General features: G+C 71.5%; 12 protein-coding genes. 11 read left to right on the forward strand and 1 reads right to left on the reverse strand.

All coding sequences use genetic code 11. The annotated features are described in order from the left end of the window. The first annotated feature begins 196 nt into the window (after nucleotides 1-196). Complete coding sequence (locus ABZ434_RS01030) at nucleotides 197-1,474, forward strand: fatty acid--CoA ligase family protein (RefSeq protein WP_359131118.1); 1,278 nt, start codon at nucleotides 197-199, stop codon at nucleotides 1,472-1,474. A gap of 5 nt (nucleotides 1,475-1,479) precedes the next feature. Here ABZ434_RS01030 and ABZ434_RS01035 read toward each other — a convergent pair whose 3' ends face one another. Next, complete coding sequence (locus ABZ434_RS01035) at nucleotides 1,480-2,148, reverse strand: 4'-phosphopantetheinyl transferase superfamily protein (protein WP_359131119.1); 669 nt, start codon at nucleotides 2,146-2,148, stop codon at nucleotides 1,480-1,482. 17 nt (nucleotides 2,149-2,165) lie between these two features. Between ABZ434_RS01035 and ABZ434_RS01040 the strand changes: the two genes are divergently transcribed. The 10 genes from ABZ434_RS01040 to ABZ434_RS01085 all read left to right on the forward strand — a co-directional run bounded on the left by ABZ434_RS01040 (nucleotide 2,166) and on the right by ABZ434_RS01085 (nucleotide 14,395). After that, nucleotides 2,166-2,429, forward strand: coding sequence for a phosphopantetheine-binding protein (locus tag ABZ434_RS01040; RefSeq protein ID WP_359131120.1), 264 nt, complete (start codon nucleotides 2,166-2,168; stop codon nucleotides 2,427-2,429). 177 nt (nucleotides 2,430-2,606) lie between these two features. After that, nucleotides 2,607-4,256 carry a class I adenylate-forming enzyme family protein gene (locus ABZ434_RS01045; protein ID WP_359131122.1) on the forward strand — a complete coding sequence of 550 codons (1,650 nt, stop codon included), beginning with the start codon at nucleotides 2,607-2,609 and terminating at the stop codon, nucleotides 4,254-4,256. Beyond that, nucleotides 4,253-5,518: a beta-ketoacyl-[acyl-carrier-protein] synthase family protein gene (locus ABZ434_RS01050; RefSeq protein WP_359131124.1), complete on the forward strand. Its 1,266-nt coding sequence runs from the start codon at nucleotides 4,253-4,255 to the stop codon at nucleotides 5,516-5,518. The genes ABZ434_RS01045 and ABZ434_RS01050 overlap by 4 nt, the downstream gene beginning before the upstream one ends. Before the next feature lie 17 nt (nucleotides 5,519-5,535). After that, entirely contained in the window at nucleotides 5,536-6,600 is a 1,065-nt protein-coding gene (gene hppD / locus ABZ434_RS01055; protein WP_359131126.1) for a 4-hydroxyphenylpyruvate dioxygenase, read from the forward strand. Nucleotides 6,601-6,674: 74 nt separating this feature from the next. Next, nucleotides 6,675-7,592, forward strand: coding sequence for a phytanoyl-CoA dioxygenase family protein (locus ABZ434_RS01060; protein WP_359131128.1), 918 nt, complete (start codon nucleotides 6,675-6,677; stop codon nucleotides 7,590-7,592). Beyond that, entirely contained in the window at nucleotides 7,592-8,488 is an 897-nt protein-coding gene (locus ABZ434_RS01065; protein WP_359131129.1) for a prephenate dehydrogenase, read from the forward strand. The genes ABZ434_RS01060 and ABZ434_RS01065 overlap by 1 nt, the downstream gene beginning before the upstream one ends. Nucleotides 8,489-8,555: 67 nt before the next feature. Further along, nucleotides 8,556-10,529, forward strand: coding sequence for an FAD/NAD(P)-binding protein (locus tag ABZ434_RS01070; RefSeq protein ID WP_359131131.1), 1,974 nt, complete (start codon nucleotides 8,556-8,558; stop codon nucleotides 10,527-10,529). Beyond that, a complete protein-coding gene (locus tag ABZ434_RS01075; protein ID WP_359131133.1) occupies nucleotides 10,526-11,980 on the forward strand; it encodes an adenylosuccinate lyase family protein in 1,455 nt (484 codons plus the stop codon). The genes ABZ434_RS01070 and ABZ434_RS01075 overlap by 4 nt, the downstream gene beginning before the upstream one ends. Continuing rightward, nucleotides 11,977-12,837 (forward strand): alpha/beta hydrolase, encoded by an 861-nt coding sequence (locus tag ABZ434_RS01080; protein ID WP_359131134.1) that lies wholly within the window; start codon nucleotides 11,977-11,979, stop codon nucleotides 12,835-12,837. Before ABZ434_RS01075 ends, ABZ434_RS01080 begins: the two co-directional genes overlap by 4 nt. A 106-nt stretch (nucleotides 12,838-12,943) precedes the next feature. Further along, the gene (locus ABZ434_RS01085) at nucleotides 12,944-14,395 is read left to right on the forward strand and encodes a DHA2 family efflux MFS transporter permease subunit (RefSeq protein WP_359131135.1); all 1,452 of its coding nucleotides are present in this window, start codon (nucleotides 12,944-12,946) and stop codon (nucleotides 14,393-14,395) included. Nucleotides 14,396-14,469 lie beyond the last annotated feature (74 nt).

Raw genomic sequence — 14,469 nt, forward strand, 5'->3', positions numbered from 1 at the left:
GGACAGAGCCGTCCGATGGCGAGTCGGGTCGTTCCGCAATCTGTGATAGGTGGGGATTCCTGTGGGGGGAACGGTGCCTAGTGGGCCCGTTTGCGCCGAGGGCGCCTGGGTCGATGAAATATTACTTCAGGGGGAGGGGCGGGATATCGCCCTCCATCTGGGGGAACCGGTGAGCCGGGGGGAGCTCCGGCGGCTCGTGGCGGAACAGCAGCAGGGCCTCGAAGCGGCCGGCCTGGTCGCCGGAGGCACGGTCGCCGTACGGCTGCCGCCTTCGCTGGGCTGTATCGTCGCGATGCTCGCCGGGTGGCGTACAGGCGCCCAGGTAATTCTGCTCGACTACCGGTTGACGACCCATGAGGTCGGAAAGGCGATCGCGCGGCTCACGCCGCAACTGGTCGTCGAACCGGTTGCGGAGGTCAGCGGAACGCTGCGCGGATTCTTCGAGATCGACACCCGCGTCACTCCGTTGCGTGGCGGCCGGCCGGCTTCCACACAGCACATTCTGCTGCAGCTGAGCTCGGGCTCCACGGGCCCCTCCAAGGTCATAGGCCGTACCGCCGCCAGCCTCCTCGCGGAGATCGACCGGTACGGACGGCTCGACGGATTCCCGCGCAGGGGCGAACGCACCGTGGTGCTGGCCTCGATCATCCATGTGCTCGGCCTGGTAGGGGGGTTGCTCTACGGACTCGCCAGTGGGACCCAGGTGGTACTGCCCAGGCGGCAGACGGTGGACGGCATCCTCAAGGCCGTGGCGGCGGGTGGTGAGCCGACGACCGTCCTCGGCGTCCCCTCCCAGGCGGCGGTGCTCGCCGCGGCTCAGGCGCCGCCACGCCTGCCCCAGCTGCGGCGCATGATCACCGGAGGTGAGCTGGTCAAGACGGAAGTCTGGGAGCGGTTCACCAACGGATACGGTGCCGAACTGGGCGTCATGTACGGCATGACCGAGGCCGGGGTCATCGCCACGGACCTCACCGGCGACAACCGCCCCGGCCTGACTCCGGCGCCCGGTCTGCGGGTACGGGTCGAGGAGGGCGAGATCCTGATCGGCCTGCCGGCCACGCCGTACGTAGGCCTGGCCGATCCGAGCCGCTTCGTGGACGGCTGGCTGCGTACGAAGGACGCGGGAAGCTTCGACGAGGCAACGGGCCTGCTGACGGTCCACGGCCGCCTCGACTCCCAGGTGTCCATCGGCGGACTCAAGGTGGACCTCTCCGAGATCGAGGCGTCCATCTCCGCGCTGCCGGGCGTCACCGATGCCGTGGTCGTGCACGGCACCGGTATCGAGGCGTTCGTCACGGTCGACGAGCAGGCGGCCTTCGACGGCCTCGCCGACTGTCTCGCCTCCCGCCTGGCGCCGTACAAGCGGCCCCGCTCACTGAACCTGCTTCCGGAACTCCCGCGTACCGCGACGGGAAAACCGGTGCGGAACACGGAGATCCTCCGTGCCGCGGTACGGTCGGCGGCCGCTGTGTGACCGCCTCAGCCGTACGCGCCGGGGCCGACCTGGTGCACCCTCAGATCAGCTTCCCCGAGTCGCGGTTCGGGCCGGTGGCCGTCGTGCCGGGCGACACCGATGACGAGGCGTCCGCCCCCGACGACGGTGGCCGCGGACGCTGTCTCCCGGTGACCGGGCAGGGGGTGCAGCACCGGCGGGGCGCCGTCGCCGGGGGGCCAGGACTCCGGCAGTGGCACCCGGCGGCTCATGCCCCCCTGGCGCAGCCCCCGGCCGAGTGCCTTGCCGACCGACTCCTTCTGCGTCCACAACCACAGGAAGGCGGCTGACCGGTCCTCTTCGGGCAGACCGGCCACCCAGTCCGCCTCGACCGGGGCGAGCCAGGCCCGGGCCAATGCCTCGGCCCTCAGCCGACGCACGACTTCCACATCCACCCCCACCGGGGACCCGCTGGTCAGCGCGACAGCCAGGGCCCCACGCGCATGAGTGACGCTGACCTCCAGCGCCCCGCCGGCGCCGCCGAGAAACGGCCGGCCGCCTTCCTCATGCGCCAACCACAGCTCGGATGGCGGGACATCGAGCATGTCGGCTGCGGTTCGCACCAGCAGGGTGTGCGCCTTCCGACGTTCATCCCCATCCGTGGTGCACCACAGCACCGTCACCGTGTCCGGGGCCGTTCCCGGGTGCCTGTCCATGAAGAGGAGTCAATCAAATGTCCACTGAGGTCGAGAAGTTCATCATCGAGGCCCTGGCGAACATGAACTACGACGTTTCGGACGTGACCGGCGACACCCCGCTGGGCCCGGCCGGACTGGATCTGGAGTCGCTCTCCGTGGCCGAGATCGCCATTCAGGTGGAAGACACGTACGGCGTGAAGTTCGAAGAGGACGAGATGGAGACCGTCGCACTGCTGACGGTCGCCGGCCTGGTCAAGGAGATCGTCGACCGGACGTCCGCCGCTGCCGCGGCCAAGTGAGTCGACGGCCGGTCCCGGCCCGGAAGGCGAGCCCTCCCTGCCCGACAGCCTCCGGGCGCGGGCGGGAGGGGGCGGCACCGGACCGGTGAGGCGAGGGCGCGAGGACGCGCCCCGCCCACCTCGCCCGCAGGGCGTCGTACGCAAAGAGTCTGATTCAGAAAGTGGAGACACCGAGGAATGAATCCGAAGAACGAGCGCGCGGAACTTGCGGCCGATCAAGGGCTGGGCGTCGGCAACGTGCTGACCACACTCCTTGAGCGGGGCACCGGTCTCGACGCGCCGACCCTGACCTTCGACACGGACGTGGACGGGCACCCGGCCTGGCAGGCCCTGTCGCTCGCCGAGCTGGGGGACCGTGTGGCGGCCCGGGCGGCCGCCCTGGACGCGCTCGGAGTCAAGCCCCGGGACCCGGTCGCGGTCTTCGTCACGACCGGCGCCGATCAGGTACTCAGCTATCTGGCCCTCGCGCGGCTGGGCGCGATCCCCGCCCTCGTCAACGGCAAGGTCCCCGTCGAGCTCGCCGCCGAGTACATCAAGCGGCTGCGGGCGGTCGGCGTCATCGCCGACGGCGCGCACTGGGAGGCGCTGTCCGCCCTCGGCTCGCAGACCCCGCTGCTCGCGGACCCGGCCGACCTCGGCAAGGGAGACCCGGCCGCGGCCCCCAAGCCCTACCGGCACCACGGCAGCGAGCCCGCGGTCATCACCCACTCCTCCGGAACCACGGGCCTGCCCAAGGCCGTGACCCACACCCACCACAGCCTCTTCGCCGCCATCCGCCACCGCCTGTCGCTGCCCAAGGGCCAGGGTGTCGACCGGATGCTGGGCGCCCTCCCGTCCGCGCACGCGGCCACGGTCATCGCCGTGAACCTGGCCCTGACCAACCGCACACAGCTGGCCGTCCTCTCGCAGCAGACCGGCGGCCCGGTGCTCGACGCCATCGAGTCCTGGCAGGCGCACAGCGTCCTCGGCTTCGCCACCACCTGGTCGGAACTGGCCGGCGTGGACTTCTCGACGCGCAACCTGGACTCCGTACGCACCTGGTGGAACACCGGAGACTGCGCGCACGAGGCACACATCCGCAAGCTCATCGCCGTCGGAATGCGTGAGTCCGTCACCTCGCAGGGCCGCGTCCGCCGTCCCGGTTCGTTCTTCGTGGACGGTCTCGGCTCGACGGAGATGGGGCACTCCCAGTTCTTCATCACCCACACCCCCGACACCGCCCGCTACGGACGGTGCATCGGCAAGCCGCACGCCTTCTCCGACGTGGCGGTCATCGACGACGACGGGGAGAAGCTCGGCACCGGGCAGGTGGGGCAGCTCGCCATCAGCGCTCCCACACTGTCACCCGGTTACTGGAACGACTCCGTGACCACCTACCGCACCCGCAGGGACGGCTACTTCCTCACCGGCGACCTCGTCTTCCGGGACCAGGAGGGGTACTACTACCACGTCGACCGCGCGGTGGACGCCGTGGACCTCGGCGAGGGCAGGAAGCTCTTCACGATGCTCTGCGAGGAGCAGGTTCTCGCCCAGTGCGACGAGGTGCGCGAGTGCACCGTCGTCGCCGTGCGGACCGAGGACCGGGTGGCCACCTCCGTCCTGCTGATGCTCGACCCGCAGGCGGATCAGGAGGCCGACCGGACCGAGGAGGTCCTCGCCGCCCTCGACCCCCACGTGGCCCGGACCGTCGAGCGCGTGGTCGTCGTCAGCCCGGACCGCATTCCGCTCGGCGCCACCGGCAAGGTGCGCAAGATCCTGCTGCGTCAGCGCTTCCTCGACGGTGAGCTGCTCGGTGCCGAGACCGCCGCCCAGCAGGTGGTGGCATGATCGCGCGCGCTCCGGAGTCGAGCGCCGTCGTCACGGGGCTCGGCACCTTCACCTCGCTCGGCCGCGGCGCGGCGGACACCTTCGACGCGCTGTGTCACGGCAAGTCGGGGCTGGTCCGGCCGCCGGCGGGGCACCTCCTCGACGGAACCGTCGATGTGGCCGGCATCGCGCCGGACCTCGATGCCGCCGAGGTGCTGCCGCCGAGTGAGGGCCGGCTCGTCGACCGCTACGCCCTGATGGCCCTGGCCGCGGCGGGTGACGCGATGGCCGACGCGGGCCTGGTCGTCGGTCGCGACGTGGACCCGCACCGGGTCGCGGTGATCGTCTCCAGCGGGGCCGGGGGTCTGACGACCTACGAGGCGCAGGCGCAGGCACGCGCCGAACGCGGCCCGACCGCCGTCAGCCCTTATCTGCTCCCGGGCATGCTGCCGAACATGGCGGCCGCCCGCATCGCCATCAAGTACGGCATCCGCGGCTGGAGTTCGGCCATCGCCACGGCGTGCGCGGCCGGGGCCCACGCGGTCGCGGAGGCTGCGCGGCTGATCCGGTACGGCGAGGCCGACGTGGTGGTCTGCGGCGGCGCCGAGGCCCCGCTCAACCCCACGTCCGCGCTGGCGTTCGCACATGCCCGGGCGCTGTCCCACGGCTGGGACGACCCGGAGGCGGCCAGCCGCCCCTTCGACCGGCGCCGCAACGGCTTCGTGCTGGCCGAGGGAGCGGGTGTGCTCGTCGTCGAGCGCGCCGGGCACGCGGACGCACGCGGTGCGGCGGGCTATGCGGACCTCCTCGGCTGGGGCGCCACCACCGACGCGTACAAGCCCACGGCACCGCGCCCCGACGGCGAGGGCGCCGCGATGAGCATGCGCGGGGCACTCGCCACGGCCGGGCTCTCCCCGCAGGACATCGGCTACATCAACGCGCACGGCACGGCGACCAAGCTGGGCGACGTCGCCGAGACGAAGGCCGTCCGTGCCGTCTTCGGGGACAACTCGCCGGCCGTCAGCAGTACGAAGTCGATGACCGGCCATCTGCTCGGTGGTTCCGGCGCGCTGGAGGCGGCCATCTGCGCCCTCGCGATCTCGCAGGGCCGGATGCCGCCGACCCACAACCTCGACGAGGTCGACCCGGCGTGCGACGGGGACCATGTGCGCGGCGAGGCCCGGCAGCAGCGGATCGAGGCCGCGATCTCCAACTCGTTCGCCTTCGGGGGCCACAACGTCAGCCTCCTGCTCGGTGCGGCAAGTACGCGTAAGAAGCGCTAGAGGAAAGGGAATAACGCGTGAATATCGGAGCCGTGGACCATGTCGAGTTCTACGTCGGAGACGCTCAGCAGTCGGCGTTCTACCTCTGCACCGCGTTCGGATTCCGGGTGTGCGGCCAGGCCGGTCCCGAGACGGGCCAGGCCGACCGGCGCTCCCTGCTGCTGAGGCAGGGAGGCATCAGGGTCGTGCTGACCTCCGCGCTGACCTCGGAGCATCCGGCGGCGGCGTACGTGGCACAGCACGGGGACGGGGTGGCCAACATCGCGTTCGAGGTGACCGACGCCGCCAAGGCGTTCGCGCTCGCCGTCGAGCGGGGCGCCACCGCGGTCGAGGAGCCTCGTACGCACAGCAAGGACGGCACCGAGGTCGTCACCGCGTCCGTGCTCGGTTTCGGTGACGTCGCCCACCGGTTCGTGCAGCGCACCGGTGACCGGGAGCAGTTCCTGCCCGGCGTGATGGACATCTTCGCCGCCGACCCCGACGAGGGCGAGCAGCTGCTGACCACGGTGGACCACGCGGCGATATGCGTGCCCGCGGGCCAGCTGCGGCCCACCGTCGCCTTCTACGAGAAGGTCTTCGGCTTCAGCCAGATCTTCGAGGAGTTCATCGAGGTCGGGGAACAGGCCATGGACTCGAAGGTGGTGCAGAGCCCGTCGGGGAAGGTCACGTTCACCCTCATCGAGCCGGTGGCCGACCGCAAGCCCGGCCAGATCGACGGCTTCCTGGCACGTCACAACGGCGCCGGCGTGCAGCACCTCGCCCTGCTCACCGACGACATCGTCGCGGCCGTGCCGACGCTGGAGACCCGCGGGGTGAAGTTCCTCGGGACGCCCGACGCCTACTACAACGAGCTGGAGGAGCGCCTCGGCCGTCCGGAACTGAAGATCGAGGACCTGAAGCGCACCAACGTCCTGGTCGACCAGGACCACTGGGGCCAGGTCTTCCAGATCTTCACCCAGTCCGTCTTCGTGCGGAAGACCTTCTTCTGGGAGGTCATCGACCGGCACGGCGCCCGCACCTTCGGCAGCGGCAACATCAAGGCCCTCTACGAAGCGGTGGCCCGCGAGAAGGCGACCGCCTGACCACCGGGCGTGGTCTGCCGCGCGCAGAGCCGCCACTCCCGGACGATTCGTCTCACTTGCACCGAAGGAAGACCGTGACTGTTCAGGACGCCACTCTGTTCACCCTGACCGAGGAGGAGCGGGAGCTCCTCCCCACCGACGAAGACGTCGCCTTCTACGCCGAGCACGGCTGGTACCTCTCGAAGAAGCTCTTCACCGACGAAGAGGTGGATCTCCTCGAGTCGGCCAGCGAGCGCTTCTACGCCGGCCACCGTGACCGCACACTGCCGGTGCGCCCCGCCAAGCTCGCGTACTGGGAGCCGGAGCACGGTGATGTGCAGCGGCACAACGACTACATCCACTACGAGGACGACACCATCGGCCGCATCCTGCGCAAGCCCCTGCTCGGCGCCGTCGCCGCGCGGATCGCGGAGGCCGAGGAGATCAGGGTCTTCCAGTCCACCCTGATCTTCAAGCCGCCGGTCGCGGAGGAGCAGTCGAACATAGTGCCCTGGCACTTCGACCGTCACTACTGGTCCACGTCCACCTCCGAGCGGATGCTGACCGCGTTCATCCCCTTCCACGACTGCGGTGAGGAGATGGGCACGATCACGATGGTGGACGGCAGCCACCGCTGGAAGGAGACCGCGGACAACGATGCCACCTCGCTGCACTTCGCCGAACGCGACCGCAGCGAACTCGACCTGATGCTCGAGGAGAACGCCCACTACAACGGCGTCGAGGTGCGCAAGATCCCCGTCCACATCCCGAAGGGGCACGTCAACTTCCACCACTGCCGGACCTACCACGGCAGCGGGGCGAACGTCAGTGACCGGCCGCGCCGCGCCATCTCCCTCCACCTGCAGGACGGCGAGAACCGCTACCGCGACTTCCGTCGCTCGGACGGAACCCAGGTGGCGTACAACCACGACGAGCTGGTGCGCAGGACCGCCGACGGCACGCCCGACTACAGCGACCCGGAGTATCTGCCGGTGTTGTGGACCAGCCGCTGATGCGCAGTGCCGCGGTGGTCGGTACCGGCCTGATCGGTACGTCGATAGCCCTGGCCCTGCGGGGCCGGGGCGTGGCCACCTACCTCCTCGACCGTGACCCGGAGGCGGCCCGCACCGCGGCCGGTCTCGGTGCGGGCGTGGTGGCCGTCCCGCCGGGGCCTGCGGACCTGGCGATCCTCGCGGTACCGCCGCAGCACGTGGCCTCGGCACTGCGCGAGCACCAACTGCGTGACCTGGCACACGACTTCACCGACGTGGCCAGCGTCAAGGTCAGGCCGCAGGAGGAGGCGGCGGAGCTGGGCTGCGATCTGAGCCGCTATGTGGGCGGACACCCCATGGCGGGACGGGAGCGGTCGGGGCCGCTCGCGGCCCAGGCCGACCTCTTCCAGGGCAAACCCTGGGTGATCACGCCGGCCGCGGGCGCCCGCAGGCAGGCTGTCGACCGGGTGACGGAACTGGCCGAACTCTGCGGTGCCCGGCCGGTCGTGATGAGCCATGCCCAGCACGACCGGGCGGTGGCACTCATCTCGCACACCCCGCACATGGTGGCGAGTCTGCTGGCCGCCCGGCTGCTGCACGGGGACGAGTCCCAGCTTCAGCTCGCCGGGCAGGGGCTGCGCGACGCGACCCGGATCGCCGCGGGGGACGCCGAGCTGTGGACCGACATCCTCGGCTCCAACGCGACAGCGGTCGCCGACGTCCTCGCGGAGATCGCCTCGGATCTCCATGTGGTCGTGGACGCCCTGCGCGACCTGGGCACGGACGCACCGGAGCGGCAACGCGCCAGCAGGGCGCACCTGACCACGGCCCTGGCCCGCGGCGTACAGGGCCACGGCCGGATCCCCGGGCGGGCGACGGGCGGGCTGCGGCTGAGCGGTGTGGCCGCCGGCAAGTGAGGAGCGACCGCTTCGCGTGCCGGGTGGTGGGCCCACGACGACTTCCGATTCAGTGGAGAGACTGACTATGACCAGCCGACAGCTCGACGTCTGCCTCATCGGTGCCGGGCCCCGCGGGCTCTCGCTGCTTGAACGGCTGTGTACGAACGCCGGGTCGGCGCCGCAGGGGGTGCCGATCACCGTGCACGTGGTCGATCCCTATCCCCCCGGGGCGGGGCAGGTGTGGCGCACCGACCAGTCCGAACACCTCCTGATGAACACGGTGGCGTCCCAGGTCACGATGTTCACCGACGAAAGCGTCGACGTCGAAGGCGTGGTCGCCCCGGGGCCGAGCCTGTACGAATGGGCGCGCTTCCTCATCCTCATCGGGCCGATGGACGACCAGCACTACGACGAGCAGGTCCTGGCCGAGGCGCGTGCTCTCGGACCCGACTCCTATCCGTCCCGTGCCTTCTACGGCCACTACCTGGAATGGGTCTTCCAGCGCGTCACCAAGACGGCGCCGAGCCGGCTGACCACCGTCGTGCACCGCGCCCGCGCGGTGTCGATCGAGGAGGAGCCGGCCACCGGCGAGGAACCGGACGGCACGCAGAGCGTGCTCCTGGACAACGGCACGCTCATCGACGGCCTGGACGCGGTCGTCCTCGCCCAGGGACATCTGCCCGTGCGCCGGTCCCGTCGGCAGCGCGAGCTCGGCGGCTTCGCGCGGGCCAACGGCCTCGGCTACGTGGTGCCCGCCAACCCGGCGGACGTGGACCTCTCGCCGGTGCGGCCGGGTGAGACCGTCGCGCTGCTCGGCCTGGGCCTGAACTTCTTCGACTACATGGCGCTGTTGACGCTCGGCCGCGGCGGTCGCTTCGTCCGGCGCTCCGACCGGCTCGTCTATCTGCCGTCGGGCCGCGAACCCCGCCTGGTGGCGGGCTCCCGCAGAGGGCTGCCCTTCCACTCCCGTGGGGAGAACCAGAAGGGTGCCCACGGCCGCCACCTGCCGATCGTGCTGACCGCCGAAGTGATCCGGGAGCTGCAGGAGCAGTCCCGGCGGCAGGACGGCATCGACTTCCACGCCACGCTGTGGCCGCTGGTCTCCAAGGAGGTGGAGATGGTCTACTACACGACCCTGCTCACCACCGAAGGACGGGGCGGCGACGCGCGACGGCTGCGGGGCCGCTACCTGGAGGCCGAGCCGGGCAGCAGCCAGGAGCAGGACGTGCTCGCGGAGTTCGGCATCGCCCCGCGCGACCACTGGGACTGGGCCGGCATCGCCCGCCCGTACGCGGACCGGGACTTCGCCTCGACGCAGGACTTCCAGGACTGGCTGCTCGGCCACCTGCACGAGGATCTGCGTGCGGCACGCGACGGCAACGTGGACGGGCCGCTCAAGGCGGCCCTCGACGTCCTGCGCGATCTGCGCAACGAGCTCCGGCTGATCCTCGATCACGGCGGCCTCACGGGGAGTTCGCACCGGCAGCACCTGGACGGCTGGTACACACCTCTCAACGCGTTCCTCTCCATCGGCCCGCCCGCCCGGCGGATCGAGGAGGCGATCGCCCTGATCGAGGCCGGGGTGCTTCGGGTGCTCGGCCCCGATGTCCGGTCCGGCACGGACGAGGAGGCCCGGGCGTTCACCATCGAGTCGGCCTCGGTGCCGGGCTCGCTGACCCGGGCCACCACACTGATCGAGGCTCGCCTGCCGGAGATCGACCTGCGGGTGACCGCCGATCCGCTGCTGCTCCAGCTCCTCGCCTCCGGGCAGTGCCGTAGCTACGAGGTCACCGACCCCGACGGTTCGGTGTACGAGACAGGCGGACTCGCCGTCACCGACGCACCGTTCCACCTGATCGACGCCGCCGGCCGCGCCCATCCGCGGCGCTTCGCCTTCGGCGTCCCCACCGAATCCGTGCACTGGGCGACGGCCGCGGGCATACGGCCGGGGGTGAACTCGGTGACCCTTCAGGACTCGGACGCCATCGCGCACGCCGTACTCGGCCTGGGCCGGGGCCTTCTGCCGGACACCGAGATGATGGGAGAGCTGACACGGTGAGCACGACCACCCCGCCCACTTCGCCCCTGCCGGACGTCCTGGACGCCGGGCTGCTCAGTCCGGTGCGGGCCGGCACGCCGGCGGAGGCCGCCACGTCCGACGGTGCCTGGCTCCAGGCGCTGCTCGACGCGGAAGCCGCGCTGGTACGCGCCCAGGCGGGCCTCGGCACCGTACCGGCGCAGGCCGCCGAGGCCATCACCGCGCTGGCCAGGGCCGACGCGCTGGACCTGCGTGAGATCGCCGTGCTCGGCCGGGGAGCGGCCAATCCGGTGGTGGCCCTGGTCCAGGCGTTCACCGCCCTGGTGGCCGCCAGGGCCCCGGAGGCCGCCGACTACGTGCACCGCGGCTCGACCAGCCAGGACATCTTCGACACCGCGCTGATGCTCGTGGCCGGCCGGACCGTGGATCTCCTGGTGGCGGATCTGGAGGGCATCGCGGAGAGTCTGAGCGCGCTGGCCGACGAGCACGCGCGGACGCTCATGGCCGGCCGCACCCTCGGGCTGCACGCCGTGCCCACGACCTTCGGCCTGAAGGCGGCCGGCTGGCTGGCGGCGGTGTGCGGGGCGGCCGACCGGCTGCGCGGCGTGCGAGCCGACGGGCTGGTCGTCCAACTGGGGGGAGCGGCAGGGACGCTGGCCGGTTACGCCGAATACGGGAAGCCGCACCGGGGTGCGCGGCGGGAGACGGTGGCCGAGGGGTACGCGGCGCGGCTCACCGAGCGGTTCGCGGCGGAGACGGGCCTGTCCGTCCCGGTGCTGCCCTGGCACAGTCACCGTGCCCCCGTCGCGGCACTGGCTGCCGAACTGGCCCTGACCACCGGTGTGCTGGGGAAGATCGCCGTGGACGTGCAGTCGCTGGCCCGGACCGAGACCGCGGAGGTCGCGGAGCCCGCCGCGGCGGGCCGGGGGGTCTCCTCGGCGATGCCGCAGAAGCGGAACCCCGCACTGGCCACGCTGATCCGCTCGGCGGCCCTGCAGGTTCCGGCGTACGCCGGTGTGCTGACGCACGCGATGCTGTCCGAGGACGAGCGTTCGGCCGGTGCCTGGCACGCCGAGTGGCAGCCGTTGCGGGAGTGTCTGCGGCTGGCCGGAGGGGCCGCGCACACGGCACGCGAGCTGGTGGCCGGTCTGGAGGTGTCGCCCGCACGCATGCGGGCGAATCTGGACCTGACCGGTGGCCTGATCGTCTCGGAGCGGCTGGCGGCCGTGCTGGCGCCCGTGCTCGGCAAGGCCGCCGCGAAGGAGGTCATGAGCCGGGCCGCACGCGAGGCGGCGGCCTCAGGCCTGTCCCTCGCGGAGGTTCTCTCCAAGGAGGACGCGATCGCCGACCGGTTCGATGCGCAGGCCCTTCGCCAACTGCTCGACCCGGCCGGCTACACGGGCGCCGCCGAGGAGCTGACGGAGCAGACGCTGCGGTGGTACGAGGGCCGGCCGCGCGGGGCCGGCGCATGAGCCGCGGGGCGCCGTGGGCGGGTGCCGCTCTCAACGCGCTGTCCGGGCCGGCGCCCGGTCTCGCGGGCAGCGCGGTCTTCTCCCTGTTCTGCAATCCGGTCCGGCGCGGCAAGGTCCTGCCCCGTGAGCGGGCCGCCCACGAGCGAGCCGTCACCGAGGAACTGACCGTCGACGGGCAGCAGGTACGGGTCTACCGCTGGGGTGGCGGCGAGCGTCCCGTCCTGATGCTGCACGGGTGGCAGTCCAGGGCCTCGCGGTACGCCGGCTTCGTGCCGCGTCTGCAGGAGCTGGGGCTGACGCCCGTCTCCTTCGACGCCCCGGGGCACGGGGATTCGGGGGGACGGGGTGCGACGATCCTCGAATACCGGGAGATCATCCGCCGGCTCCAGGACGGATACGGCGCGTTCCACTCGGTCATCGCCCACTCGCTCGGCGCCACCAGTGTGCTGCTCGCCCTGCGGGGCGGCGTCGAGGCGGGCCGCCTGGTCACGGTGGCCGCGGTGAAGGACTTCGACCACTTCCCGGACAAGTTCGCCGACATCCTGGGACTCCGGACCGGTCTGCGGCAGGACCTGCGTCACCGGATCGAGCACCGGCTGTTCGCGGAGGTCTCCCGCCCGTGGGAGCTCTTCGACGCCACCCGCAGTCCGGACGAGATCAAGGTGCCGATGCTGATCATCCACGACGAGGACGACGACATGGTCCCGGTCGAGCAGGCGTACGCGCTCAAGGCGGCTTACGGCGAGCGTGCGGAGCTGGTCGTCACGGCGGGGCTCGGCCACCGCAAGGTCCTCGGTGAAGCGGTGGTGATCGACTCCGCCATGGACTTCATCGCCCGTCCGTCGCCGGGGGAGTGACCGCCTGGGGGCCACGTCCGCCGTATCGGCCTTTTAAATGCACGCACGGTCGTTTAGTTTTGCCTGTGGGTCCAACGACGTGGATCCATCGACGAAGGGACCACGCATGACCACCGCTTCACCGCAGTCACCCGGGGCGGGCCCGGCTGACGTCGCGGCGTCGGCCGAAGAGCAGGCGCCGCACGGCTCACCGGAGGCATCGGCCGCCTCGAAGCTGGCACTGTTCGTCGCGTCCGGGGCGACGTTCCTCGCGGTGCTCGACACGACCGTCGTGAACATCGCGTTCTCCGACCTGCGCGTCGACTTCCCCGACGCCTCGCTGTCCCAGCTGACCTGGGTCGTCACCTCCTACACGGTGGTGTTCGCCGCACTGCTCGCCGTCGCGGGCCGGGTCGCCGACGTCATCGGGCGCAAGCGGCTCTTCCTCTGGTCCACGCTCCTGTTCACCCTCGCCTCCGTGCTGAGCGGGTTCGCCACCGGTGTGCCGATGCTCGTCGGCGCCCGTGCGCTTCAGGGGGTGGCGGCGGCGGGGATGATCCCCTCGGCGCTCGGGCTGGTACTGCAGCACACGCCCCCGGCCCGTCGTCAGGTCGCCGTCGGTGTCTGGGGGGCGGTCGGCAGCATGGCGGCGGCCGTCGGGCCGAGCCTCGGCGGTCTGCTGGTGGACGTGTGGGGCTGGCGCAGCGTCTTCCTGATCAACCTGCCGATCGGCCTGGCCATCGTGGCGATCTCGGCGCGGCTCTCGGGTGACGCGCCGAGCGGGCGCAGGCTTCCCGACCCGGTGGGCACCCTGGCCCTCGCCCTGGGCATCGGCGGTGTCGTCTTCGGCGTGACCCAGGGAACGGACTGGGGCTGGGGCAGTGGACGGGTCCTCGCGCTGCTGACCGGCGGTGCCGTGCTCGTGCTGGTGGCCCTGCTGCTCTCCCGCCGGCACTCCGCGCCCGCCATCGAATGGGACCTGTGGCGCAACCGGGCCTTCGCCGCCACCAACGTGTCCTCACTGCTCTTCGGTGCGGCCATGTACTCCTACCTCCTGGGCTCGCTGCTCTTCCTGAACGCGGTATGGGGCTACTCGGAGTTGAAGGCGGGCCTGGCGGTCACGCCGGGGGCCTTCAGCGCCGCGGTGGGCGCCCTGGTGGTGGGGCGCCGGGTCGCTCCGCGGGCCCAGTGGGCCGCGGTGGCCGTGGGTGCCGGCCTCTTCGGCATCTCCTGCGCCGCGATGTATCTGCTGCTCGGCACGGAGCGCGAGTACGCGGCGGTGTGGCTGCCCATCGGCGTGGTGGCCGGTGTCGGTATCGGCGCGGCCCTGACCGCGATCTCCAACGCGGCCACCGCCTCGCTGGAGCCGCAACGCTTCGCCTCCGGGACCGGTCTGCTCATGACGACGCGCCAGATCGGCGGCGCGCTCGGCATCGCCGCACTCGCGGCCATCCTCGAGCGTCACAACGTGCTCGACGACCAGGGGTACCTGCAGGTGTTCCTCGCGTGTGCCATCGGCTCCGTGGCGGCCGCGGTGGTCGCGCCGGTGATCCGGTCGCGGGCCCGGCAGACCTCGTAGGACGCCGGACCCATGGCAAGAGGCCCGCGGCGAGGGCCACGGAGCGAGCCCGCCGCGGGCCTCTTGTCCGACTC

It is taken from the genome of Streptomyces sp. NPDC005761 (assembly GCF_040630635.1).
GTDB lineage: Bacteria > Actinomycetota > Actinomycetes > Streptomycetales > Streptomycetaceae > Streptomyces.